Annotated in this window: 16 protein-coding genes; 14 read left to right on the top strand and 2 right to left on the bottom strand. The window is 46.4% G+C overall.

From position 1 onward, the window contains the following. Nucleotides 1-170: 170 nt before the first annotated feature. The gene (locus tag QUB51_RS09540; protein ID WP_015211745.1) at nt 171-401 is read right to left on the bottom strand and encodes a hypothetical protein; all 231 of its coding nucleotides are present in this window, start codon (nt 399-401) and stop codon (nt 171-173) included. Between the two features lie 145 nt (nt 402-546). Between QUB51_RS09540 and QUB51_RS09535 the strand changes: the two genes are divergently transcribed. The 13 genes from QUB51_RS09535 to QUB51_RS09475 all read left to right on the top strand — a co-directional run bounded on the left by QUB51_RS09535 (nt 547) and on the right by QUB51_RS09475 (nt 20270). After that, a complete protein-coding gene (locus QUB51_RS09535) occupies nt 547-4425 on the top strand; it encodes a hypothetical protein (RefSeq protein ID WP_333260875.1) in 3879 nt (1292 codons plus the stop codon). A gap of 319 nt (nt 4426-4744) precedes the next feature. Continuing rightward, a complete protein-coding gene (locus QUB51_RS09530) occupies nt 4745-5161 on the top strand; it encodes a XisH family protein (RefSeq protein WP_015211743.1) in 417 nt (138 codons plus the stop codon). Further along, complete coding sequence (locus tag QUB51_RS09525) at nt 5149-5478, top strand: XisI protein (protein WP_015211742.1); 330 nt, start codon at nt 5149-5151, stop codon at nt 5476-5478. The genes QUB51_RS09530 and QUB51_RS09525 overlap by 13 nt, the downstream gene beginning before the upstream one ends. A gap of 800 nt (nt 5479-6278) precedes the next feature. Then, complete coding sequence (locus QUB51_RS09520) at nt 6279-6536, top strand: hypothetical protein (RefSeq protein WP_333260872.1); 258 nt, start codon at nt 6279-6281, stop codon at nt 6534-6536. Nucleotides 6537-7010: 474 nt separating this feature from the next. Then, nucleotides 7011-7433, top strand: a complete 423-nt coding sequence (locus QUB51_RS09515; protein WP_333260868.1) for a plasmid mobilization protein — start codon at nt 7011-7013, stop codon at nt 7431-7433. Nucleotides 7434-7543: 110 nt separating this feature from the next. Continuing rightward, nucleotides 7544-9910 carry a hypothetical protein gene (locus QUB51_RS09510; protein ID WP_333260865.1) on the top strand — a complete coding sequence of 789 codons (2367 nt, stop codon included), beginning with the start codon at nt 7544-7546 and terminating at the stop codon, nt 9908-9910. A gap of 21 nt (nt 9911-9931) precedes the next feature. After that, nucleotides 9932-10648: a hypothetical protein gene (locus tag QUB51_RS09505; protein WP_333260862.1), complete on the top strand. Its 717-nt coding sequence runs from the start codon at nt 9932-9934 to the stop codon at nt 10646-10648. A 16-nt stretch (nt 10649-10664) separates the two neighbouring features. Continuing rightward, entirely contained in the window at nt 10665-13916 is a 3252-nt protein-coding gene (locus tag QUB51_RS09500) for a hypothetical protein (RefSeq protein WP_333260859.1), read from the top strand. Nucleotides 13917-13921: 5 nt separating this feature from the next. Then, a complete protein-coding gene (locus tag QUB51_RS09495; RefSeq protein WP_333260856.1) occupies nt 13922-14929 on the top strand; it encodes a hypothetical protein in 1008 nt (335 codons plus the stop codon). Between the two features lie 264 nt (nt 14930-15193). Then, entirely contained in the window at nt 15194-16324 is a 1131-nt protein-coding gene (locus tag QUB51_RS09490) for a hypothetical protein (protein WP_333260853.1), read from the top strand. A gap of 338 nt (nt 16325-16662) precedes the next feature. Then, nucleotides 16663-17379, top strand: coding sequence for a hypothetical protein (locus tag QUB51_RS09485; RefSeq protein WP_333260850.1), 717 nt, complete (start codon nt 16663-16665; stop codon nt 17377-17379). A gap of 14 nt (nt 17380-17393) precedes the next feature. Then, nucleotides 17394-19391, top strand: a complete 1998-nt coding sequence (locus tag QUB51_RS09480) for a hypothetical protein (protein ID WP_333260847.1) — start codon at nt 17394-17396, stop codon at nt 19389-19391. Nucleotides 19392-19517: 126 nt separating this feature from the next. Continuing rightward, on the top strand, nt 19518-20270 hold the full coding sequence (locus QUB51_RS09475; protein ID WP_333260844.1) for a hypothetical protein: 753 nt from the start codon (nt 19518-19520) through the stop codon (nt 20268-20270). Between the two features lie 1166 nt (nt 20271-21436). Here QUB51_RS09475 and QUB51_RS09470 read toward each other — a convergent pair. After that, nucleotides 21437-21760 (bottom strand): helix-turn-helix transcriptional regulator, encoded by a 324-nt coding sequence (locus QUB51_RS09470; protein WP_333260837.1) that lies wholly within the window; start codon nt 21758-21760, stop codon nt 21437-21439. 851 nt (nt 21761-22611) lie between these two features. Here QUB51_RS09470 and QUB51_RS09465 point away from each other — a divergent pair. Continuing rightward, nucleotides 22612-26358, top strand: coding sequence for a DUF3987 domain-containing protein (locus QUB51_RS09465; protein ID WP_333260834.1), 3747 nt, complete (start codon nt 22612-22614; stop codon nt 26356-26358). Nucleotides 26359-26681: the final 323 nt, after the last annotated feature.

Raw genomic sequence — 26681 nt, 5'->3', positions numbered from 1 at the left:
CGCTAGGAGGGTGCAAGGACGGGTAACAGTCGTCAACATTCCCACCCCAACCGCTCGCCCAATGGAAAATTTTCCATTGGGCATAGCCAAACCAAGAGGCCATATCAGGGCGGCTACCGCCGCCCCATCGGACCAAACACCCCATGCCTCTGCTATGTGTCCCCCTACGCCTAGACCCTATCGATATATGTAGGGTCAGCCTGAATTCGCTCGTCGAAGTCCATATTCTCCCATTCTTCAATAACCCTCCCCGGTCTGTCCATCAAATCCGCAGGAGCACTGCTGGGACGCACGAATGGGTATTTATCCTCATCTTCAGGAGCGATCGTCAATTCCACCAGCTCAGTATCTTCATCTTCAAACAGAGCCGGATTAACAATTGTATCAACCTTTAGTTCCATTTCAATCACCTCAAAAACACTTCCAACGGTCAACACTTGACCGAGTTTCAACCTGTTAAGGCTTAGATAGACTTTTCTTACCTGCCTTACCAACTGTTTCAACAATTCCTATTATAACACCTCGTTTCTAGGGAGAAATCAACTCATGGTCGCCACAGTTGTTACCGAACAAGGACTCAAGATTCCCGTTTTTGATGCCGCTTACACTGATGCCAAAGGTCGAAATGTAGGAAAATTTTTCAACAACCCAGAAATCCTGCGGCACTCGATTTTGCAAGCAATGTTTCAACCAGAGGAACTGAAGACATTAATGATTGTCAAACTTGACAAATCCAATCCAGATCCTAGCCAATTACGCGCCAGCATCCATGACCCAGAAGACGGCATCAAGCGACGCATGATATTTCAATCTGGAAACAGCTATTATTTTGGCGACGAAACCCTAGCCAAAAAGATAGGAGACTTATTCGTAACCGAAAAAGACACCGCCTGTCGCTACGGTTCCCTCCTAGTCAGCACTTGTATGTCCGGCGTATCAGAATGCGACAACCTGCGAGTAAAAATTGTTGATTTCACCGACCCCCAATATGCTAAATATCGAACCGGAGACTGTCACGGTGCAATCAGTTCCGAATTACTCAAAAGCATCGGCGGCGAGAAAAATCGAGCCAGCCAATTCCGTTTCGCTTGGCTACGCAGTTGGAATTCAGAAAATACAGAATCCTCACCCCAAGTCAGCTTTTTGGCTAAAGGAACCCTCCGTCCCGATGACAATTTACTCGGCTCAGTAGCCGACTCTGAAGGTAACAAACCTCAACTTATTTTAGACCGTTCCAGCATCAAAGGCATCAATAAAAAACAACTCAAAGAACTCATTCCTTGTGGCGATTACGAATTACCAAAAGCCATCCTTGGAAACCGCAAAAACAGTCAAATCGGCATCACCCAAACAAGCTGGCAGTCTACTGGAGTTTGGTTCGACGAAGAAGCCCAAAGGCAAGACTTAGTACCAACAACTAAAGCCGAAGCCCAAAGACTGGCAGCACTGCAACGCGACCCCATGAAATTGCGCCAAGCGATGATTGAAGATCATGACAAGCGCGAAGCATTTTTAGCGCGTTTGAATGAAAAAAAACTCAAAGAACAGCAGGAAAAACTATCAACTACAATTGACGACGAAATTAACGGTGACAGCGAGGAAAGTACCGAGGATAAAAAGCGGGAAAGACAGGACATCCAGATGCTCAAAGCCGATAAATTTGGACTGATGATAGGCAGTCCCGAATTCACCAATATGGCAGAAAGGTGGCTGGCATCCAAATGGCGAAATCTGGCAACCAGGGGAGCTTTATCAATGACTTCTGCAATGGCTCTACCCTGCGAAGATTTACCCAAAGGCACGGTTTGCGCTAACCATTTAGAAGAAGGAGAATGCGTTCAAGGTCGATTCCCAATTCTCAACAAAGATGGTCTGAGGATATATCAAAATGTACACGCAAAAAACCTGGAAAATATTCCAGAGGAAACCCGTGCTGTCATGTCGAAAATCAAAGGGGTAATTTGGTTCAATCCCAAAGACTTAGAAAAGTTCCATCAAGGAGACTTTGACGGTGACGAACCGTTTGGCATCGAATCTCGAAAAATCCCTCAAATTGCCCAACAAATCTTACCAGCACAAGACGGATTATTTGACTTCGGAGAAGTGGTACAAGCGGAGAAAGTTCCCTATACTAAAGCTCGGTATCGAGAAAACGACCCCGAAGTCAGAGAAGGTAAAGTTAAAGCAGGTCAGCGCAAATTTACTACCCTAGAACAAATTGGAGTTGCCAGCTCTCAAAATGAAGTCGGAATCGTCGCCTTAGCCATTGGCAAAGTAGCAGCAGCACTCCCCAACCCCGGCGAAGATGAAAAGCTATTTCTCAAGCAGCAAAAGCGATTTATCGCTGCTCTCAGCATCATGGAACAGTACGAAGTTGACTACCAAAAAAACTCGCTGCGGGGTAAAGATGCCAAAGAAGTGAAAGAGAAAACAAATCTAAATCCCGACACTTTACTAGAAAAAGTAGATGAATGGTGCGAGAAACACAAAAGCTGCACTTACTTTTTCCAGTACAAAGGAGACGATCGACTGTACAAACAATTTCCCATGCCCGCCGACTTTCCCAATGCTGTTTACGTCCTAGCCAAAGAAGCCGTTAACCCTTATTGGGAACAGACGCGGCTCATCCACCGCAACCGAGATGAATTTCAGCACATTCTTCCCCCAATTCCGGCTCATTTAATCGTGCCGAAAGACAATCGCCAGCAACTGGATGCAGCAGGCATTGAGTATGAAAAAGAAGGGAAGGAATTGCACGTTTCCTATGAGTACAAAAATGCCTTAGTAGAGAGAGGAATCCAGTACCGACACAGCAAAGAAAATGACCTGCATTGGGAAGAAAACGAATTACAATGGGCGAAAGACCTGGTGCAGCGCTTTCAAGAGGACAAAAGTATTATCTACGATCGCACTGGCAGCGATATCAAAGCTCGAAAAGAGGAAATGGGCAAACTTTATGACAGTTATCGAGCGGAGATTGACGAAATTTGGGATACTCCTGAAAGAAAAACCAGGGCTGCTCATGCCTTATTCCAAGCTACCCACACTTCCGATAACCTGAGCAAACACCGGACAATTTGCCAGAAGGTAGCAGAGGATTTGGAAATTACCTTTTCCCTACAAGAAGACTACGAATTGGTCCACGAAGCCTTACCGCGAGATGTCTACGTCCTGCAAGTTCCTTTCCAGAAAGTGAAAACTAAAGACGGCAGAACCATTGACCTTCCTAACCAATGGAAAGACGCACTCGATAGCAAAGGGATTGAATATGAAGCTACTGCTCATCCCGAATTGCCGTTAGTTGAATTCGCCTTCAAAAACTTACCCCAGAGCATGGTGGCGAAACTAGATGGCAAATATGGAGATAATTCCAACGACCATATCGACACCGACTCTTTGAAGGTAACAAACTACTCCGGTAATGAAACCAGACTCCTCATCGTCCCTCCCGTCGATTGTCGGTGGATTGAGTCTCAAGATAAAGCAGGTAGAGGCGCACTTGTCTACAAATTATTCATGGATGAAATCTCCGATGCTTTGTCAAATTATCGGGTAAATCAAATAGAAGTAGTCAATGTCAAACATCCCGATAACGATTACTCAGAGGAAGATTTCTCCAAGTCAAAATGGAAGGATCGGAAAGTAACTCTGCAAGTGGGAACGATAAACTTACCTCCCACTCACGAGAAATATTACCGATTTCAAGGCACTCCCATTATCCAGTTGGACGGGAAAAACTTGGGAACATTTTCCCCTGAAAGTCCTAAATTTCCCCCTGGAACCACTTTTGAGGCGACGCTTTCCCCCGACAAAGGCGGCAGGTCGGTTATGCTGAAAGTCGATCGCGAATCGATTCGGTTGCCTGAAACTCAATTGCCATCGATCGATTCACCTGAAGTATCTCAGACTTCTGATTTGGCGAAGCCTGCGGGAAACGCGATTCGCTCAGCGATCCGCCCAAACGGAATCGCTCAAAACAGTAGCACGTACCAACCGCCAAAATTCCAACAAGAACCTGCTTCAAAACCAGAAACGGCAGTTAATAACGGAAAGGGCGACACCACTAACGCTAAAGCTGAAAACTGGCGGCTTTCTCTGCAAGACACGCTCTTTAGCGTCGTGTCGGAAACATACAAGCAACGGCGATCGCACCTTCCTTCCGATAGTACCCAACACTTCAAGTTTGGCGACAACCAATGGACGGCTTACGTGCAGCCGAACGGGGATTGCTTTGTCAGAAATGAGTCCAAGCGCACCGTGTTTAAGGCTAACGTTCACACCGGGGACGTTCAAATTCCCCTGACAGAGCAAGCAGCGGCTCGTTTTCAAGAGATGATTGTAGAACGGGAAAAAGATTTGGCCCAGTCCCGAACTACTCTCATGCCTGCGACTGAATCGAAACCGAGGGAGTTGGAAATGGTTTAATCGAGTGGGGGTGGCTGGGTTTTATATCGTTTCCGGTTGGATGGGAATGATAAAGTCAAGGTCAATAATTCCACATTCCCCCACGAACCGCGGACCACGGACCATCATTCCGGTGTAACCGGAATTGATATTAGGGGGCGATCGCCTAGGAGTCAATGGAAAATTTTCCATTGACTTCTGTTGTACGCACAGCTAAAAGTATGTTATGGATTATACTTAAACCACTTTTTACCCTCGTCCTAGACGAACGCTTCGCTTCGCAAATCTCTGTAGTATACTTGTGCTATCCTAACAATTAGCTTGAAAACAAAGTTTCTTAATGTCAGCTAAAGATTTCTTTCACAATACAGTTAAAACATCTCTCGAAAAAGATGGGTGGACAATTACAGACGATCCTCTATTTATTCAAGCTGAGGATATTGATTTTTACATAGACTTAGCAGCAGAGAGAATCCTAGCTGCTGAAAAAACTGGTCAAAAGATAGCAGTAGAGGTAAAATCTTTTCTAGGAGCGTCAGACGTGACTGAGTTTCACATAGCACTTGGTCAATGCCTCAACTACCGTTCAGCCTTGAGATTGACAGAGCCAGAGAGAACTTTGTATTTAGCAATTACAGTTGATATTTACGATGAATTTTTTAGTCGTAAATTTATTCAAAGAGTAATTGCAGAACATCAACTCAAATTGCTTATTTTTAACCCCGAACGAGAGGATATTGTTCTATGGAAGGAATGAATTACCGTGAAGTAGTGCAAACAATTCTTAAAAGTCATGCCAAAAATCGGTCAAATAGCCAGACTGAAGTCCAACTGATATTTGATACGGAACGCGATCGCTATCAAGTTCTTAATATTGGTTGGCAAGATTTAACACGAGTATTTGGCTGTATCATCTACGTGGAAATTAAAGATGGCAAAATTTGGATCGAACGGGATGGTACAGAAATCGGAGTTGCTAACGAATTAGTAGAAGCTGGAGTTCCTAAGCTAGATATAGTTTTAGCGTTTAAAGCTCCCTATAAACGAAAATTTACTGAGTTTGCTGTCAGTTGAAAATGGGAGCGATCGCATTTAGTCATTTTGATAAATATCCCTCTTTACTCTCCTATTAAACATTTGCCACTGATTCGTCACAGTTTATGTTTGTTCGCTCAGCAATTTTTCTTTCAACTCCTGACATTCTTGGGCTAATGGGATGCCTAATTCTGTAGCAATGGATAAGGCATAATCGCAAGTCTCAATAGCTAGAGGGATGTAGCCTAAATCCGCTGACTCATTTTAGCGATCGCTTTCTTAATCCGCTCTGTTGCCTCGCTGGTCCAGGTACTAACCCCACTGATATTACGACAAAGGTCAGGTTCTTCTAAGAAATAGCACCTGCTAACAAAAAGCATGAGTTGCATCCTCCACACAGAGGGTGCAACTTTTTGTGAGAAAGAAAAGATCGCGATTGTTACTGAAAGCCACAAAAAGCTTTATATTTTAACCCTTCTGTTTCCTAATATTTCCTAATTTTTCCTAATTTCTCCTACTTGTCCCTAAAATTTCCTAAAATTTCCTCTAAATTTCATAAATCTTAATTAACTTAAATTAACTTTCGCTGCTTTTAAATAGATTTTTTGTACTCCGACACCTCTTGAATCCTCCGAATTAGTACGCTAGTCGCATAGCAAGCCATGTCAAATAGACGTTATAGGGGGGTAAAAATGAGTAAATCGCCCAAATCACCCAATTGTCAGAATTTGTGCAAAGGGCAACGACATATCTTCGCTTCAGCACAAGTGGCTGACGGATACCTCTTCTCTGGCTACCGCCAGTAAGCAGGGTGCTCACTTGCCCTTAAAATCGACCAAATGCCACAGAAACACTACACGCCCACTGAAATGGCGCATCCAACCAATGCTACCGCCCCTGAACCAAATGCGATCGCCCTGCCTGACCATTGGGCGCAACCGGATTTTAACTTTGGGGATGCAGTGACAGACAATGAAGAATCTTATATCGTCATAGGTTTGGCAATGGACACACACTTGGACATTTGGAAATACTTGTGTCGCACCCCGAACAATACAGAGCGATTCTTCTGGGAATATCAACTCAGACTTGCTTAAACTTCCAGCACGAAATATTAAGACTTTGTTGAGCGACGGCGATCGCAAACCAGAAACCGTCCTCAACAACAAAGTACGATTGGCTGCAAACCATACTCAACAATAATGCACTTTGCCAACTTTCAAACAACAACATAGTCAAAGGCTACAAGCAATCCAATCCGCAGTATTCACCCTCCCATCAGCCATGTGGATGATAGAAACTGCTCTGGTAACTTCTCACTAATGCGACTTGTGACCGAACAAAACATAAACCGAAAGAAACAGCCTCATCTCCAACAGAATTGCTGAAAATTGAATCAATAAAAGCAATGGATGAATTACGGCGCAAACCTTACCATCAAGGTTCAGGAAATTGTAGCCAGCATCGGTTGCTCAGGATTAAGTTAACTTGATGCCAACAACCGCTCTGACCTAATCCCTTGCTGTTTAACTTGGCCTTAATAAACCATTAGTTAGCCCTAGAAAATTGATGTGCTTACAACTGCAAGTTTCCCCAAAAACAAACTTTCCAAACCTAACGGAAAGACTGAAGTAGTCCGAGTGCGCCTAACCACCTTTGAAAAGGCAGATTTAGTGAAGCGTGCCGCAGAAGCAGGTGAAAAAAACCTGTCTGACTACTTGCGCAAACGCGCTTTTAGCCCTAACCGCACAGTCCCCGCTATCAATGAAGGAACTTGTGTCCAACTGCGAAAAATGAGCGCGCACATTTGCCAAATGACCAAAGGTGTAGAGACAGCAGTAAAAGCAGGGCAGTTACCCAAACAAAGTCTAGAAGTTCTGCAAAAATTCAGCAGAATGCTAGGCGAATATCACCAAGAACTAAGAGGGAAAGTCAGGAGAGAACTTTTGAGCGAAACCTGCGAACAAATACCCCCGCTTGTGGATTACCAATAAAGCGATCGCTCAACTAGCCAATAGTCCTGTTTGACAATCTCAAGCGCTGCTGAAAGTTCAAGCTCAAACCTAATGATAACCTCAATTTTCCTCGTAGGAGGTGAGAAAGTATGGCGGCAAAACTCTCAACTAAGCCCAACTCCAAAAGACAATTTTCTGCCCCAAAGCGTACTTGGTCTGTCCTAACAGCCACAGATCCCAAACACGTCAAAAAACTGGAACACATTCAGGAAACCCTCGATGCTGCAATAGAAACAATCCAAGAAGAAGGTGGCATTGAGGACTGGGAAGATTTCAAAAACTTCGTTGAATCCTTCAACAAACGACCCGACAGAATCAATGATTCTGGCAATCAGAAAGCTAGTGTCAGCATGGATTTAGTTACTGAAGGAAAAGGAGGCGAGGTATCTGGCTTTGTTTTCTATTTAACTAAAGACCCCAGCCAGAGAACCAGCGGTGTCTATTTAGTTAAAAATTTGAAACAGGCTGGCGTTGAAACGAAAGACAATAACAATTACTATACTCCATCCCAAATTATGGACTTAATCGGGCTGGATGCCAGTGATGAATTAGAGGAGGACGGCATTTCCGAAGAATTTGATGAAGAACTAGATGATGAATTGGAAGATGACTTAAGCGATTTAGAACTAGATGATGAATTGGAAGATGACTTAAGCGATTTAGAAGAAGATGCAGACTTTCCCAGCCACCATACGCAAACTCGCAAGTCATCGCAGTCCAAACGCCAGCTAGGAAAGTCAGTAGCTTCTCAAAAAAATGCCAACAAAACCCAAAAAAAGGAGGAAGAAGATAATATTGAAGAACTACTTTCTGATGATGAAGATACTTCTATCTCCAATGGTGTATTGGGCAATATAGCTAAAAATCGCCGCGTTCTCAATCAGAATGATAACGGACAATTCAAGCAAAAAGTTGCTGAACAGCCCGACGCAAAATATCCCTTCCTCGATACCCTTGAAACTGTTCTAAAAGAAACCGATCGTCAAGGTGCAAGTGTCGCTTCTATGGGAAGCGAAATTAACGGATTAACCGTAAGTGGCTTAACCGTCCAAACTGTCTCTTTAATGGGTCTACTTGGAGCCAAGAGTATTGGGGATCTAATTGATTACATTGAACGAGCGAGGGAAAAGGAACAGGCAGAAAAACTCGAAAAAATTCTCGAACAAATTGACTCATTAAACGATCGCGCCGACCGAGTTGCGACTCGTGCTAAACACGCTGATGTCATTTCCGGCATAGAGGCAATAGATACCCGCACTGAAAAACTTGCTGAACGGGCTAAGCAGGTATTAGAACCGCCTGCTGCAACTGAACCAGAGGAATTGGAAACGAGCCAGCCTCAGAGAAGCGATCGCGACATTGAAGCCAAGGTGACCAAGGGAATTAAAATCAGCAATCCCGAAACCAAGGCAGCTCAAATTGGCGAAAAGATTGGCGATCTAGAGAGCAAGCTCAACCCAAACTCCCAGAAATCTAGACCTCTACAGCTCGATAAAGATACCAGCATCAGCGAACAGTTAGACCAAATTCAAGACTATTTAGGCTACCTCTCAAAGAGGTTGGATCGCCTTGAAAGTATCGTTGACAAACTGGAACATAAAATGACCGTTCAGATGCCTGTTGAATCAGAATTTAATCCTAATTCACAAGGGCCAGAAACTCGTCAAAAAGTTCAGCCCACAGTTACTGCACCTAACAGTATCGACAAGGAGGAAAGCGAACCAGAGGATCTTCTTAGCAAAATGGTAGCTCAAACAAAAGTACAGCAGCAGCGAGAAACTGTAGCAGATTGCTTGGTCAATTATGCTTTCGCTACGGGGCAGTCTCCCCAATCGGGTATTGCTTTTGATGGTGGCGGCAGCTTGAATGTAACTGCTGAAAACAACGAAGTTAAAGTTGTCGTAAAAGGCAGCGATAATACCGAAATTTTTTCGGGAACCAAGAATGGCGATCGCTGGAAATTTGAGCCGGATCGAGACAAACTAACTCCCGAAGAAAGAGAAGCCATTTTCAAATTGCCTCAGTCGGAAGAAGAATACAACAAGCTAGCAACTGCCCAGGCTTTAGTTGAAAAGTTTCAGGACACCTTCCCCAAACGCTTTAGCGGGGAAAAAGATCCAGTGTTTCCTTGGAAAGAATCGCGTCGTGAAGACGGCACGACCGGGGCAGTCAAATACGAATTTGAAATCCTGGATCTGCCGGACGGGTCAAAACAACTGATAGGAACTGACCCCCGCCAAGGTGACGCACAAGTGTTCGATGCCGTTCTGGTCAAAGGAAAGCCACCAGAGGTTCGGCAGTGCCACATTGCTGTTGAAGAAATGGAAGCTGTAGTCGGCTCCCCAGAGCCACAAAAAACTCAATTTAGAGATTCTCAAGCATCTAAAGACTACAACTATACCTCGCCAGGACGCAAAGAACAGTCGCGAGAAGACCGGAACGAATTGCAAGCTTAAACCACTTTGAGGAAAAATTCAATGCAAAACGATTACTTGAACAACAACTACCGCTCTCATGACGATCGCGCAAGGGTTACTAACCTAGGCATTACCCACAAGCGCCGCAGCCCTTTTAGCACATTCATGCGTAAATTCAAGCTCAATAACGCCGATTTAGCCTTCATTGCAATTTGCCTAATTGCAGCCATTTATCTAACTCTTGTCCAGCCCTTATTTGTCAGCGTATTTAGCTGTGCATCTCTGGTGTTCTTCGGACTATGGCAAATTACCCGCAGCGTTCCCATCCTCGAAAAACTGCTGGGCAGCAAAATTCGCTTCTGGCATTTAGCTGTCGCTGTCATAACAGTAACAATGTTCCTGAATAACTTTCAGACCCCAGCACAAGCCATTTTTCTAAGCGGTCTCCAAGCGTTTATGACCAATCTAGCAAGCGAAGCTGGAGCAGCAGGAGGAGGAACAGCCATTGACGAATCAACGATCGTTTTAATTTTCAATGCCATTCGAGGCGTATTTCTCTTGCTAGTAGCCGCCGCAGCTTTATTCGCTTACAACCAAGCGCAACAAGGCAATGATTGGCGTCCAATTGTCACCCAAATTGCCCTCGCCTTCGGCATTGTGATTGCCATAGACGTAATAACGTTCTTGTTCGTCGGCGACGGCAGCGGTACTACAGCCGGCTTGGTTCCCAACCTTCCTCCGCTGGGAGTGATTACAAGTTTGACCTTTTGGAACTAAGAAAAAGGAGTCACCAATGGCTTTGCGAGATCCCGAAAAAGACTTTATCAGAGTCAATAAAATCCTGGGCAAACAAGCAAGTATCGGGTTTATTCCAGCCAATCAAATTCTACCTTGGTGCTTCTTGACCGCCATTGCATACATCTTAACGATGGGTCTATTTAGCCTGGGACTGGGTTGGTTCTTCACTGTCTCGCTTTGGCTGATTGTAAGCTGGTGGCTCCTAACAGGAAATCAACCCCACCTTTTTACTGACAAGTTCCGCAAGCCCCCCGGAGATGAGTGGTGCAACGGCGACAGCTTCTATATTTCTCTCATCTCTTCCCTGCGCCCTCCTAGCATCCAAGGCAAGCCTTACGATTCGCAAATGCGAGTCAAATTGAAGCCCAAAATTGTACCCAATCAATATGGTGGAAGGAGCAAATTTATGCCTTTCCAAAATGAAATTAACCTCTGCTGTTTGGTGGAAATTGAAAAAGATGGCAGGCAAGTGTCTGGGATGCTCCTCAATAACGGGACTAACTACCAACTGGTATTTGGATTCCGCCTCCGAGGGCTTCACAACCTACTGTTTAGGAACGAAGTGTCGGCATTTGCAGCTTCTCTTGAAGAAGGAATGAAAGACATCCCACCCAGTGAAAAAATTACTTTCTGCGCCGGCTGTTACAGCAGTGATGCTGCGAGGCAAAAAGAGTTAGAGCAATTGGCTGACACCGCTGAACTCCAACCCGTATCTGTACTGCTCCGAAATGAACAGTACCGCCTCCGCCAACAAACTCATCAAGGTACCAGGCAGGTATGGGAGCAAATTGCTTTCTGTACTTGGACGGCCGATAACGAAGGCGAAACCATCTCCAGGGATTTCATTGGCCAAGCCATTGATGGGGTCAAAAAATTGTGCGATTCGATTGTGGAAACCATTGCGGGTAACACGCGAATTTACAGAGAGCAATTTTACACGAAACTGCTACTCAACTCTTTTGAACAAGGATTCCTCCGCTGGGAAATTCTCCTGAATACCAAAATGGGACTCGAAATTAGTCCCATGAATTCATCTGAACTTTGGGAGTGGCTGTGGCAGCGATTTAACAGCAGTAAACCACCGCAAATCCCTCAAGTTGTTAAACTTGAAGAAACGCCTTCTGGCTATCAGCTCAGTGAAATTAAGACGACTGAAAAACACATTTCTACAGTTTTGATTGAAGGAACGAATGGCGTATCCTCCTGCCCCGAACACCGCAAGAGCCACAACCGCGTCTATCTGACGGGAAAGGGGAAAGAATGCGCTGTTCTGACAATGTATGACGCGCCCGCAGGCTGGATTAATACCCGCCAGCAATTGAAATGGATTTGGGAGGTGATGTCCTCAAGCTACGTCCGCGATACAGAAGCTATTGTAGAAATTAGCGCCGGAAATTCCCTTGTAATTAATGATAACTTGGCCCGACAAGCGAAAGGAGCAAAAGCCGCTAGCAGCAGAGCTATAACTAAAGGGCAAGGGCGCGATATTGGCGCTGAAATTAAACAGGAGGAATCTTTCGACGCCCAGCGCCGGCTTTACCAAGGAGCCGTACCCCTCAATGCAGCCGTTGCCTTTTTAGTGTACAGAAACACTGCGGAAGAATTAAGCCAAGCCTGTAACGTACTCTCTAATAGTTTTGGAACTGCGAAAGTCATCCGCGAGCGGAACGTTGCCTGGGATATTTGGCTGCAATGCCTGCCCATTACTTGGAAATGGTTGCTGCATAGCGGTTCATTTTTGAGCGAACGCCGCCTCACCCTCGACACTGAAACTGCTGCTGGAATTCTGCCACTAACAGTTCCCCGCGATTTAGATAAAAAAGGAGTTGAATTTATTACCCATCGAGGCGGAAAGCCAATTTTTATTGACTTGTTCTACAGCCAAATTAGCCGCGCTTTAATTACTGGCGAATCTGGTTCAGGCAAGAGCGTTTTGGGGTGGCGTTTTACCGTTGAAGCTCTGGCGAATAATATCCCTGTTGTCGGGATGGACATCAGCAGCGGGGGTAACAGTACCTTCAAAACCGCGATCAAACTTTTGGGCGACCAAGGCGCATATTACGACATCAGTCAAGGATCTAGCAATTTAGTAGAACCGCCAGACCTCCGCAAGTTCGACAAAGCTGAAAGAGAGCGGCGGATGGAATCTTGGAAAGAATTTATCCGCAAAGCTCTGGTGGCGATCGCAATGGGCAAAATTCACCATCCCCACTTAGCCCAGCGGGTAGATTCAATTATCCTGCGAATGCTCGATATGTACCTTAGAGATCCAGAAATCATCGCTCGCTACAACAAGGCATTTGAAAGAGGGTGGCAATCTCCCGAATGGCAGCAAATGCCAACTCTCCAAGATTTGCTGAGGTTTTGCAGCAAAGAAAGGCTCAACCTCAAATCGTTTGAAGAACTGGATAGGCTAGCCATCAATCAAATCCTCAGCCAAGGAAATGCTTTGCTAACATCCCGCTTGGGAAAAGCGATCGGTCAGCCCAGCACGTTTTCGCCGGAACCTGCTGTTAAGTTCTTTGCCCTATCGGGACTGTCTAACGAACAAGATGCCTATTTAATGGCAATTAACGCCCATGCTGCTTGCATCCGCAACGCTCTTTCTCACCCAAAAAGCTTATTTATTGGAGATGAATTGAGCGTCCTACTCAAAAAAGATGGTTTTGCATCAGTTGTCGGCGAACTCTGCGCCACTGGCAGAAAAGATGGCATAGCTGTCTTGCTATTGAGCCAAGATTTTGATGCTATCTGCGAATGTTCCGCAGGAGCACAAATTCTGCAAAATATGGTCTACCGAATTACCGGAAGAATAACCAATTCTGGGGTGGCAGCCGCTCACAAATATTTGGGGTACGATCCGCAAATTATCAGTTCAAATGCAACGGAATCTTTTCTGCCAAGAGCTGCTGACCTCTACTCGTGCTGGCTGATTGAGAAAGGAGGAAGATTTTGGCGATCGCGATTCTACCCCGGAGAGATGATGTTGGCATCAGTTGCTAACAATCAAAATGAAAAAGAAGCCCGAGATCGCATCATGGCTCAATATCCTCCTACCCTCAAAGGGCAGCTTCAAGGGCTAAAGCATTTCACCCAAGAATACATTGCAGCAGTGAAAGAAGGAAAAGGCTTCGATCACATTGGTCAAAATTTAGAAATTACTACCATAGCTGCCAATGCTCAGCAAAAAATGGCATCCGACTTTCACAGCAACAATTCTCAATTTTTTGCAAAAATACCAAAATAACTCCCATGAAATACCGACTTCAATTGATGCAGCAACCTGCTACAAAACTCGCAGCAGTTTCCCTGTTAGCCAGCTTGGAATTAATCGTTCAAGTCAGGCCAAGTTTAGCTCAAGCAACTCCTCCTTTCGTACCCGGTACACAAGGAGTCGCGGTGAAATCTCCAACCCCAAGCGTTTTCGTGCCCGGTACACAAGAAACGGCTGTGAAAGCTCCAGCCCCAAACGCTTTCATCCCAAGTACACAAGAATCGGCTGTGAGATATCCAGCCCCAACTGCGGGAAGTTTCTTAGCTCCCATTGAAGATGTTTTCAAACAAGTTAACGATTTTATCGGCGACATCCAAGGTTTCGTGCAAAACGAGCTATTTGGCTCTTTAAACGAACTCCTTTCCTCTTCTCTCGGAGCTATCCAAATTCCTGATTTGAGCCAAGTCAGCAGCCAAATTATTAAAGCTCCAACATCCCAGACAGAAGGAACGAAACTGTCTGATTTACTCGAAACTAAGTCGAGCAAATTAGACGGCAAAGGTTCATATACCATCATGTCTGACTTAGACGCTCAAGCTCAGCGCAGCGCCGCTATCGGCATAGCTGACGGAGCAACCCTCAGCAAAGAAGCTCAAAACAACAGCTTCCAAGTGTTAGAAGCAACTCGACAAGATACCGAACAAAACGTCCAATTGGGCGAAGAATCGCAGAGCCTCGACGTTACTCAACAAATTCTCCAAAACCTCTCGCAGCAGACCGCATTGGGCGCACAAGTCCAGATGCGAAATTTACAGGAAGCTCAGCAAGCTCGCACAGATCGGGCCATTAATAACGTGCTGCTGTCGCAAGCTGCTAAGGAAATATCCGCGATCAACACGGGCGAGCGCCGAGGCAGCACTGCGTCTGGAAACCAAGCCAGCTACCAGGCGGGAATGCTGATGCTCCCCGGCGGCGGCTACTTGGGAAAACCGAGTGGCAGCAACACAACCCCGATTTCAACTAACAGGTTCGCCGCTCCCGATTAATGCTCCGAGCAGTTAAATTGAATCGGCAATCGTCTCTTGGCTTAGCAAAGATTTTGACAACACAAATTGAGCGTAGCTATTGACTGTATCGCTCTAAAAAAAATTGTCAAGCATCGCTCTTAAAAAGTTTGTCAAGCGCTTCTAACACGGCTGGCTTGAATGCAAAGTTGGGGAGCAAGCAGACATCACCGATGACTATTGCCTAGTTTGCGTGCAGACTGACCGTGTTGTTGAATACAAAGTTGAAGTTTTTCCCATAAACAAATGAGAGAATTTCTAGCACAAATTACATCACCGACAAGTGGTGCAGAAGGGTCATCTTTGGACATTGTGAGCGAGTCAATTAACCTGGCTAAGACTACCTCAGAATCTTGGGACAAAGTTTGGATTAGCACGATTGACCCGATCGCTTCTGGGCTGTGGGTCGGTCTAGTATCGCTCGGCATCACCCTAGCAGCCGTCAGCATCCTCTTCTTAACTCTAAGCAGCGGGAAAGACATTATCGAAAAGCAGTCATGGTCAGAACTGGCAGCACTGTTCGTCTGGCCGCTCGTCATCATGCTGTTCCTCGGCGCTAACGGCAAATTGCTAGCAAATACCGTCATTTTTACCAGGAGCTTTGCTTACAGGCAAGTCCAAGGTGTCCTCGAAGCGCAACTAGGAGAAATGACATTTAGGGACGCGATCGCCAACGTCACTATCAGCAACATCGGCCGGCAACAACTAGAAAATCTCTACGGCGAATGCCGAAATAAAGTAGGAGAAGAACTGGTTACTTGCTGGAATTCCAAGCAAGAAGCTGCTCAGAAAATTGTTAGCGAAGCTGAAAGGCAAGCCGCCGGCTCAGCCCCTCTGCAAGCGCTGCGGGCTTTTGCTGAAATCCTCTGGAATAATAGCTTACCCGGCGCTGCTCAAGATGCCGCGACTTTTATAACTGACCCCGGTTCAGTGTTTAGAGAAAAAGCAGTGCCAATCATCCGATTTATTCTATATAGCATCCAGTGGGCGTTTGTCAACATCCTTGAAGCAGCGCTCTTGCTAACAGCACTCTTTTCGCCGATCGCGATGGGGCTGTCGCTGCTTCCCTTGCAGGGCCGACCGATTTGGGCTTGGGCAACTGGATTTCTGAGTTTATTTGGCGTCCAACTTGGATACAACATCGTCGTCGGATTGGCAGCCACCGTGCTAGTCAATTCTGGAGCCGAATTAGCTAGCGATGTTGCCTTTCTCTTTTTAATCAGCATTTTTGCACCCGGATTAGCTCTATTAATCGCCGGCGGAGGAGGAATTGCCCTGTACAGCGGCATCGCTAGCAATGCCAAACAACTCATCGATGTTTTGAGCAGCGCTATAGGAGCAGCCGCTAATTTAGCAATGAACAAAGGATTTAAGTGATGTCAATGTAACTCGGAATTGAGAATTCGTAATTACCCACGCATAAATGCGGGGTAGTGAAAGTAATTCGTTTTTTGATAATTAGTATTTCGGAATTAGCGCTCGGGTTCTTTAATCCTGAATTATAAATTACTAATGATAAATCCCGAAATACTAATTATTTGAGCGCTCGGTTTCTTTAATTGGAAATTGCGAATTACTAATTGCGAATTACTAATTATTCGGTCACTAACCTCAGGTGCTTTTAGCGCCAGGACTAGAAAGTAGCTAAAGCTACTCGTGCCGTGTTTTCTCCCTAACTTACAACTACGGCTTTTTCACACTTAGCGAAAGGTTTTATGAAGGTACAAAGATTTTCACAAACTGCATTGTTGCCAGAAGCTAAAAATCTACTGGCATTGTGCTTCCTCATCTTAACTGGAGTGAATATCCTCTCCCTAATTCTGCACCTGTTCGTCGCGTACCGAATCAACTCGGTAGCTGCTATGAAGACAACGCAAGTCCAGCTAATCAACGGTCAAACTTACTATGTAGCGGAACGAGATCGGTTTTTTCGGTATCCCTCAGTTATCCAAAATTTTGTCAAAACTTGGGCCGAGTTAACCTTCAACTGGGACAATAAAATACCAGGAACTAACGATACAGATTCAGGAATTAAAGTCAATTCCAAACGAGTTCCTACCAGCACTTATTTTGCTTCGTTACTCCTAGAACCCAATTTTGGCAAAGCTTCTCTCCCTGACATAGCTGAACTCGTCCCCAATAAAGTTTTTACGGGTCAATTGCGAGCAACTGTCATCATTTCTTTTTTATCCGAACCCAGAGAAGTCCGTCCGGGCGAATGGGAAATTGACATGATTGCTACCCGGTTGCTCGTCGATCGCACGTCAGGAATCGATGAAAGAATTCCTTTCAATCGCACTTTCCGAATCAAAGCTGTAGAAATCCAAACCCCGCCGCTAGGTAGCCAAGCCTCAGCTTTTGAACAAAAAGTTTATGAGCTTCGCTCGGCGGGCTTAGAAATCAACAAAATTACCGAATTTAAACCCAATTAATAGCAGGTAAAAACATGAACGAAAAAGAACTTCAAAATTGGCGCGAATTTGATGGCGAACCCGATGAAATTGAAGAAACTTCCTACAGTACGCCGCCTAGCAGCACAACTAGCCACCCTTTTAATGGCAACAACTCCTCTAATGGAGCCAATAACTTTTCCAACAGTTTTAATGGCAACAACTCCTCTAATGGAGCCAATAACTTTTCCAACAGTTCTAACGGTTTTCAGGCAGCTAACGCTCCTAATGGCGCTATCCGCAATGGCAAAAAGTTGAGCCGTGAGGAGGAAAGAGAATTGGCAGGGCATGACGGAGACGCCGATGAATTATTGGCCTCCGAGCACAGAATTAAACAGGACAGCGAAGGAGCAGAAACCCGCTCTGTTTCTGAGAAGCCCGAAGTTCGGACGTTTTCAGTATTAATGGGTACTGGCGCAGTTCTCGGCATCTTGGGATTCTTTTGGTTTGTGTTCTTTGCTCCTAAACCTGTCCGCCAACAGGCAAAGACGCCGAACCCTAAACCGACTCAAGTTTCTAAAGACGAGTCAGGAGAACTAAAAAGCCGGCTGGCATTTCAAGATCAGCAGCGGGCGCTAGAAGTTCAGCCGCCTGAACCTAAAAATCGATCGACCCCTGCTTCCAAACCGACGCCTGCACCAAAACCTGCACCAGCCGCTAGAAGGTCTCAAACCCCAAGGCCGGTTCAAAACTTTAATCCGCCGCCGCCAAGGACGGTACAGACCATTCCTCCTCCACCGCCGCCATTACCGCGCCCTGCACAGCCGCCTGCACCGCCCCCGCCTCGCCCTCGTCCGACGCCATTACCGCGCCCTGTGTCGCCACCCGCACTGCTGGCACTTCGACCTGCGCCACCACCCCGGTCGCCTTCACCAGAAAAAGTAGACCCTTACGAGCGCTGGGCGCAATTAGCTTCTCTGGGGCAAAGCAGAGGTCAAGCAGTTAAAGAGCTAAATGCTGAAGGTATTTCTGCCAGTTCCGCAACTTTTCCTAGCGCAATCGCGCCGGGGATGACAGCGGCAAACTACCCTGCCGTGCCGCCCGCAATGCCAGTACCGGCACCACCGCCCAGTGCAGTAGCAATTGCGCCAGTAGCAGCACCGGTACCATTGTCCCAACAGCAGCCTGTGCCGCCGATTTCTCAAAACCCGCAGCCAGTGCTAGTCAGTTCGCCAAAAAGCCCACAATCGACTGCACCAATGCAAGAGATACCCGCGATCGCAATTGGAGCTCCTGGCTCGGCTGTAAACGCCAAGGTCATGAGCCCTGGAGAAGCTGGAATCCTCAACCGCACGACCGCCGACGAAAACAGTGAAGGCAGCACAGCAATGAGAGAGATAGCCATCGGGTCATCTGCTCTTGCCAAGGTAATCGTGCCGATGATTTGGGACGAAGCAGGTCAAAGCCCAACAGCCGGAAGGTTTGCCGTCCAATTGACCGAGGACATAATGGCAACTGATGGGGCGATCGCCTTGCCGTCCGGCACCGTCTTAATTACTCAAGTAGAAAATGTCACGCGCGGAAATCGACTGGTTTCTCAAAGCGTGGTGGCGCTTGTTTACCCCGATTCTGCTGGCCGCATCCAACAAGTACCCATTCCTCCCGGATACTTAATCGTTCGCGGAATCGATAACCAACCTCTCATTGCCGACAGTTTATTTGACAGAGGTTCTGAAATAGCCAAGGCTGATATTTTAGTAGGAATTCTCGGTAGCTTGGGGCGGGTAGGAGAAATAATTAATCGACCAGCCCAAGAAACTTTCAGCCAGCAGAGCGGCTTTTTTGGAAGTACGGCTGTTAAAACAACAACCTCGCGTGAACCCAACATCCTAGCAGCCGCTTTAGAGGGATTCTTTACACCTACTGCCCAACGGTTGCGAGAAAGATCGGATCGCAACGCGCAAGAACTTTTGAAGCGAGGCAACGTGGCGATCGTACCAGAAGGAACTCAAGTTTCAGTATTTGTCAATGCCTTTGTCACAGTGCAGAGATAACGGAGTTGACATCTTCCCCGCCCTAAAGGAACGGAGATTCCAAGAATCACTTCTTGGACTCCCTCTTTCCATGACTCGGCTTACTCAGACCGGGCTTTATACAAAAATCTTGGAGGTAATATAACCGTGAAAAAACTCACTCGAAAAATTCGTCTGGCTTTACTTTCTCCTGCCTTACTAATTGCCACTGCATTCAGCAATGTCAATATTGGGCAAGCTCAAGCATCGGCGCTAAAAATTGTAGGAAGAGATGCAGCAACAAATGCAACTACCAACCTTCAAGTATGGTCTGGCCGTTCCAGCGTTATTGACTTTAGCCAGACTGGTGAAGTCATTACGTACATCCGGTTGGCAGATCCGTCCAGGGCTGTCTTTAACACTGATGCTGAATTAAAAACTAACCAAGCTAGAACCATATTTGTCCAACCGATTCAACCCTTACAATTTCCGGGCGCTACAACAGCAAACATTACTAACCTGTTCATTAAAACTCGCTCTCCTGAAGGAATTGAACGCCTTTATACTTTCAATGTCGTTCACCGGGACGGGCAACCTACTAATAATGGCATTGCCATCTCTACGGTAGTGCCCGGGCAGGAGCCAAGCGTAACTTTAGCAGACAATCGAACGGCGGCGCTCAGGGACATCGAAGGGGGATTAGACATTGCCATCCGAAGAGGTTACACGCCTCCCAATGATCCCGTTGTTTTCAAAGTTCGAGAGTTCATCGCTCTAGCTCGAAATGGCACAGCTATTGCTAAAGCTGCTGAGAAAACTAATCTATCAATGTCTGTTGTTATTTCACTAGGGCAGTTAGGGTTGAGCCGCGAACTTTTGTATGAAATTCCAAAAACGCCATCTCAAAAGCTCTCCTTTTAACTCGAACTCTAGGAAATTAAATCCGTTTGCTCAACCAAAAATTTCAACTTCGTATCAAGCAATAGTCCGGACAGTTTTTAGCTCAAAGCCTGAAATCCTTGATTTTTTGTTGGTAGTTTTGCTTTGAGCTCGGGCTAAAACCCGCATTCTATGGTTGACACTCTAAAACTGTCCGAAGTGTCGATCGAGAACGTTAGCTGTCATCGGTAACGTCTTCATGTGTAGAAACTGGTAATGGCAGCCCTACAGACAACAAAGTGCTTTACGGTAACTTATTTTCTATCTGCCTTAACATTGCCTCAAGCTCTACTCTTGGACTGGTTTGTAGACCGAGACACTGTACAATTCTATTGGCATCCGTACTCGAACGCTTATTAAGTTGGATGCCATAGCTCCCTGTTTCTGCTAACAGTTCGTAAGAGTGAAACTGCATGGGTTCTCCAAGACGTGCCTCTTGAATATGTTGAAAATAAAATTCACGTTGCATATAATCAATCAGGCAATCTTGAACTACAAGGACAAGATGCTTGCTGAGATGCTCAAATGTATGAATTTTGGGCCTGGCTGAAATGATGTTCCCGTTCCATATTCAATTAATTATTCCTATCGAGCATTACTCACCGCACGCGATTGCTAAACCCTACCTCAATTCAGCAACACAAAACTTGGTTATTTTACTCTAAGTTTGACCTCAGTTCCTACTTTACCATCTCAAATTTATCGGTCATTTTTTAGGAACTACCTCATTGAAGCTATAGCTATAGATAGGGGTTCAGCCACTTGTAAGTCTTCAATCAGATTATCAACCCACCCCTGATAAGAGATGTATGACACCTTAAAAACAGGTCTTAACTCTTCCCAATCCTTTACTTGAAAAAGATAGGGCGCTAACTGTTCTAAGTAGGAACGACCGAACTGAAATTCCATGTCGAGATTCCGAATCTTCGACAGTAATTTTTCTGTAATAGACGTTTTTTCAAAGATATCTAATTCGGAAATACCCTTAACTGCCATGCTGTCTATTAACAAGACATAAAGCCTTTTGCGGGATGTTATATCCGGTAATAAATCAGCTTTAATACGTTGTAAAAATAAGTCGCGCTTCTGAATTTGTTCGGCAGTTACCGTGGCATTGAAATATTGAATAAATGGATCTTTTTCTCTTGTTAAGACGCTTTCCGATACTTCTGCTGTCGTGCTTTTTTTTTACGAGTGATCGCCTCATAGGGATCTTCATCCCCTTCCGCATATTGCATCAACTCTGTCATAGACCAACCGATCGCATAGGCAAACTGCATTAACTTTTGCAGCCTTGGATCGGCTTTTCCCTCGCACCAGTTAGCCAGCGTGTTGAATGCAATTCCAGTTAGTCTCCCTAACTCCCTAGAGCTACCAACGCGCTCATCTTCCACCAACGCCGTTATTAACAGACCAAGACGTTTGTGGATTCGATTATCTGCTACTACATTTTCTTCTACTTCTGCTGACATTCCAGTTTCCAACTAGCCTTCGTAGTAATGGCAGGGGTGGTTAGACGACCTACATTATACCAGCATAACTTATTTAACTGCCGTCGCAAATCCCTGGTTTGAGGTAAGTACACATTTAAGGTATTTCGTCAAGCTCTAATTAGATGCGATTGCCCTGGGTGTAGAAGTAACTGAGGGGGATGCCGCAACCTGACTTTAACAAATCTTTACTTGATCAAATTTCTGGTCGGCTGTAGGATAGTTTATGGTCAACCTTGTGACCATCACTCCAATACAAGCCAATAATTGGCTTTTCTGAGAGTATACCCTTTATGAGAAAAATATTGCCTCACTCTAAACTCTAGCCGAGTCGCAAGTGAGGCTGTTGGATAACTCAAAGCGAACAGTTAGTCAGAAAAACAACCTTAGAATCCCCATTCTGAAAGTTTTTCTTTAACCTGAGCGCTTCTTACAAATCAAATAACCAGGGTCTTTTGACAGTTATGACCACCGATCCTAATCACAGTCATAGCCGGAGTTCTTAACCCTTCTCAGAGCCGGAGCTTTCAGCCCTTTTGGGAGCCGGAGCTTTTAACCCTTCTCAGAGCCGGAGCTTTTAACCCTTTTGGGAGTTGAAGCTTTTAACCCTTTTGGGAGCCGGAATATTTAGCCCTTTTGGGAGCCAAAAATTTTAGTGTTAGTCCCTGCCGAAATTTTTAGCCCCTTTGGGAACCAAAAATTTTAGTGTTAGTTCTCCAATAATACCAAATCAGAAGCTCTGAATCAACAGATATGTTCTGGTAACTCTAACATCTAAGACCTTTTTGTTTGAAACTCCGGCTCCTACAAACCCTTTAGTGTAGGAGCTTTCCATGTCTAACAACTCATCCTCTAGCGACCTAAATATTCGTCTTTTTCAAGGCTTATCTCGGATTCCTTCTGACTGGCAGCTCTGCCTGCTAGACGGCAAAAAAGTCCCACAGGGCATAGGCTGGCAGCAAAAACCGCTCAGTCCCGCCCAAATGAAAGAAGCCACAACCAACGGCTGGACGGTAGACAAAGCAGATCGCACTCAATACCGCTGCTACCCCAAAGGCTACGGACTGATAACGGGTACGCCAGTTACCATAGATGGCGATACCTATTACTTAATGGCGCTAGACCAGGATGGAGCTTCTGCCAGAGAAAAAATTCTCGAACTCTCAGGTCCAGAAGAATTACCCAAAACGGTCGCCTTTACCTCCGGTCGTCCTGGGCGCTGCCAATACCTATTCCTAGTCCCAGAACAATACGCCGGAGCTATCCGCACCAAAAAATTCCCCACAGACGCTATCGGAGACGACGGCAAAGGCGAACAGCTCGAACTCCGCTGGGCGGGGTTGCAATCTTGCCTGCCTCCCAGCGTCCACCCGACTACTGGCGAGTACATCTGGCTCAAAGGTTGCGCTCCCGATGAAACAAGCGTAGCATTAGCCCCGCAGTGGATCGTTGAACAAATGCTGGCCGAACCGCTGGGAGAATCAGAAAATTCTGAACTTCTCCCTCTAGAAAAAGCTCTAGAAGAAGCTGAAGCCAATTCTACCGCTCCCGCCCCCCGCCGGCGACACCTACACCGAACTCACCGCCCAGAACAGGAGTGGACTGATATCGATTGGGCGCTATCCTACCTAGCTGCCCTGTCTCCCGGCCGCGCCGATAACTACGACGAATGGTGCGGCGTGGGAATGGTTCTCAACTCCATCGATGATTCTCTCCTCTATGAATGGGACAAGTGGAGCCGCCAATCCCCCAAATACAAGCCGGGAGAATGCGACAAAAAATGGAGGAGTTTCAAAAGCAGTGGGGTGGGCATCGGCACGCTAGCTTACTGGGCAAAACAGGATGGGTGGACTTCACCATTTAAGGAGCACTGTGCAGCCGACAGTCAAAAAAATGGACAGCAGAAAGCAACTCAAAATTCCCAAGACATTAGCAATACGAGCGAACTAAATTCTACTAACCAAAACTCTGAAAAGAGCGATCTCACGGGCGGCAGCGAACCTAATCCTGGTTCCTCTTCTAACGGCTCCGGTGTCAACAGATCCAACAGCGATCACTACTTGTACAATCGCGTCACTGCCATTATTAACAGTGAAATCAACCCGCCCCAACAGACAGCGGCTTTAATTGAACTATCCGCCCGTGAAAGGTTTCCTTTGAAAGGAGTAAAAGATTTAGCCACCGAAGTAGAAACTCATATTAGCTACGGAGAAACTCATGCACAAGAAGTTCAAAAACTCAAAAAAATCCTCAATTACCGCCAACAGCAACTAGACATCGCTCAAATTCTGCCCGCTCCTCTAGCCGCTTCAATTTTGACTAAAGCCGCTTCTGACCGCATCGACCCCATTTACATTTACCAGTACCTCCTCTCCGCTTGCGGTAGCCAAATGGGGGGGCATATTGGAATGATTGGCAAAGAAGGTGCAACAATAGCCGACAGTTGGGTAGAGTATCCTATCTTCTGGACAATGGTAGTTGCTTTAGCTTCGGCTGGCAAAAGCCAGACAATGCGCTCAGTTTTTGGCAGTGTCAAACAGCGTTACAAGCAAGCCAAATCCGCATACGATCGGCTCAAAGAAAACTTAAAAAAGCTAGAAGAAGCGTGGCCACAAAAATCTACTCAAGAGAAAGAAAAACTCAAAAATAGCCCTTCAAATCCCACAGTTTTTAAAGCTTCAATGCCTCCCCCCGTGCCCAAGCAACTTATTGAAGCAGGAAGCCCCGAAGGTGTTCTGCGGCGGATGAGCGAACTCCCGGTCAGGAGTGGTAGCGCTTGGGTTTTCGACGAATTGGTGCGGTTGTTGAAGCTGGATCAGTATAAAGACAAGGGGGGAGATACTCGGCAAATCCTGCTACAAATGTGGAACTCGCCCGCAGATATTGAATTTGAACGGGCTGACGATAAAGATGCCTTTGAACTTAAAGATTTGTGCTTGAATTTGACAGGGGCTACTCAATTATCCAAAGTCCAACAATTGTTTAGCGACCCCGACGACGGCGACGGGCTAATCAGCCGCTTTTTAATAGCGGTACCGTCAACTCCTGATAACTTTGCAGTTTGGTCAGACTCGCAAGTTGCGATCTCCGGGGAATTGCAAGAATTGTACGACCACCTGCGATCGCTCCACGGCGATCTCCGAGAGCTAGCGGGGTTGTCTGCCACGAGTGAAGGTGGAGAATTGCCCCCCGTTCTGCTGTCGTTTACGACCGAGGCTCATCTGCGGTGGAAGCGGTGGTGGGAAGAAGTCAGGCGCAACCAACAAGCAGTGGAATTTGAAGACCCAGCATTTTATGCCTATTTGGGCAAAATGCTGTCTCAAACCTTGAGGTTAGCCCTCCTGCTGCACTGCATCGAATTGAAATACGAAAAAAAGCCAGATTCCCTGCGCGTCGGCCTCGATACCTTAGAGCGGGCGATCGCGGCGGCTAAGTTCAGCATCGGGCAATTCCGCATCTTGCAAACGAATAACCACGCCTCCGATTCGGCCGGAGCCCATCTCTCCTTAATTTACACCTATGCCCTGCGGAAGGGGGAGGAGGTTTCAGCCGCTCAAATCCAGAACAGCGTCTTCAAACGGTGCAAGCGCAAACCCACATTAGCTGAAATTCGCTCCAACTTCGCCGTTCTCACAGAAAACGGGTATGCACTTCTCTCTGGCAAGGGAAAAGACCTCCGCATTCGAGCGCTTCCATTATCTAAAACCCGCGTCGGAATTCCGACAGATTCCGGCAAAAGTTCCGGCATTCCAGAAATGGCCCAAGCGCTTGCCAGGGTTAACGTTGAACCCCATTTAACGCGCTATTCCGGCAATTCCGACACTCCAGCGCGGCGCTCCGGCAATTTACAAGATGAATGGGTGAGTCCGGCATCATCCATGTGCACCTCGGTATCGGAAGCTGCTACTGCAATGCCGACAGCGAGCGAATTGGAAATAGAAGAAGAGTGGCCACCTGCTACCGCAGCGCCGACGGTGAGCGAATCAGAAATAGAAGAGGATTCGCCACCTGCTACTGCAATGCCGACGGTGAGCGAATCAGAAATAGAAGAGGATTCGCCGCCTGCTCAAATGTGTCGGAATTGTCGGAATTCTGACATTGATGAGGTTTCAGAGGTTGAGCCAAAGCCAATTGTAGGCGATGAAAATCTGTCGGAAAATGGTCGGAACGAAGTCGGAATTTCCGACGAGTTAGGCGGTGAAGGAGACGATGCCAATAGTGAATGGAAGGGTGAGTTAGATCCAAGTGACGATACCAACAGCGAATGGAAGGGTGAGTTAGATCCAGGTGACGATTCAGACTTGGATAGCGACCCGCTATACGGCGATCGCGTGCCAAAACCGACTGCACCGCCCGACCGCATTGGCACTACGGAACTAGCACCTCCAGGCGCGTCTAGCGTCCGAGGCAATAGTGACAAGGAGGCTACCACAGTGAGCGATAGCCCCGATCTTCTGCCCAATCCCGCTATTCTACCCACCGAGCCGCAGACTTCCACAACACCTGCTGACCAACCTTGCCCCACTGTTGAACTGACCGAACGCCCAACCCTGGGCGAAAGTGAGGCGAGTTCCCCGTAACGACTTGCGTAGCCGAAAAACGGAATAATGACGCCTACAGGCAATTTGCGGATCGTGTTAGACAACGTGACTGTCCAAGTTGAACTCCATTTCTGTGGGATGGAAGGTCGCGCGATCGCGCGCCTCCTGTCAGCTTGTCGATGATGGAAAATTTTCCATTGCCTTTCTCACGGACGCACCACTCCGTAAAATCGGTAATGTCCGATTAATTTTTGATTAACCTCCGCGCCTACCGCCCTTTGAGCAGCTAAAAAAGTCAGCTACTGAAACCACTCTCCGCAGAGAGTGCTAATTGTGACGACTGAATGCTCATCCGCCAATGT

The organism is Microcoleus sp. AT8-A3 (genome assembly GCF_036705675.1).
In the GTDB taxonomy this organism is placed as follows: domain Bacteria; phylum Cyanobacteriota; class Cyanobacteriia; order Cyanobacteriales; family Microcoleaceae; genus Microcoleus.
This window is presented reverse-complemented; position numbering and strand designations above follow the sequence as displayed.

What these genes read in the sequence shown, in the direction of transcription:
- QUB51_RS09540 (WP_015211745.1), bottom strand. Translation starts at nt 401, where the DNA reads ATGGAACTAAAGGTTGATACAATTGTTAATCCGGCTCTGTTTGAAGAT.
- QUB51_RS09535 (WP_333260875.1), top strand. Translation starts at nt 547, where the DNA reads ATGGTCGCCACAGTTGTTACCGAACAAGGACTCAAGATTCCCGTTTTT.
- QUB51_RS09530 (WP_015211743.1), top strand. Translation starts at nt 4,745, where the DNA reads ATGTCAGCTAAAGATTTCTTTCACAATACAGTTAAAACATCTCTCGAA.
- QUB51_RS09525 (WP_015211742.1), top strand. Translation starts at nt 5,149, where the DNA reads ATGGAAGGAATGAATTACCGTGAAGTAGTGCAAACAATTCTTAAAAGT.
- QUB51_RS09520 (WP_333260872.1), top strand. Translation starts at nt 6,279, where the DNA reads ATGCCACAGAAACACTACACGCCCACTGAAATGGCGCATCCAACCAAT.
- QUB51_RS09510 (WP_333260865.1), top strand. Translation starts at nt 7,544, where the DNA reads ATGGCGGCAAAACTCTCAACTAAGCCCAACTCCAAAAGACAATTTTCT.
- QUB51_RS09505 (WP_333260862.1), top strand. Translation starts at nt 9,932, where the DNA reads ATGCAAAACGATTACTTGAACAACAACTACCGCTCTCATGACGATCGC.
- QUB51_RS09500 (WP_333260859.1), top strand. Translation starts at nt 10,665, where the DNA reads ATGGCTTTGCGAGATCCCGAAAAAGACTTTATCAGAGTCAATAAAATC.
- QUB51_RS09495 (WP_333260856.1), top strand. Translation starts at nt 13,922, where the DNA reads ATGAAATACCGACTTCAATTGATGCAGCAACCTGCTACAAAACTCGCA.
- QUB51_RS09490 (WP_333260853.1), top strand. Translation starts at nt 15,194, where the DNA reads ATGAGAGAATTTCTAGCACAAATTACATCACCGACAAGTGGTGCAGAA.
- QUB51_RS09485 (WP_333260850.1), top strand. Translation starts at nt 16,663, where the DNA reads ATGAAGGTACAAAGATTTTCACAAACTGCATTGTTGCCAGAAGCTAAA.
- QUB51_RS09480 (WP_333260847.1), top strand. Translation starts at nt 17,394, where the DNA reads ATGAACGAAAAAGAACTTCAAAATTGGCGCGAATTTGATGGCGAACCC.
- QUB51_RS09470 (WP_333260837.1), bottom strand. Translation starts at nt 21,760, where the DNA reads ATGTCAGCAGAAGTAGAAGAAAATGTAGTAGCAGATAATCGAATCCAC.
- QUB51_RS09465 (WP_333260834.1), top strand. Translation starts at nt 22,612, where the DNA reads ATGTCTAACAACTCATCCTCTAGCGACCTAAATATTCGTCTTTTTCAA.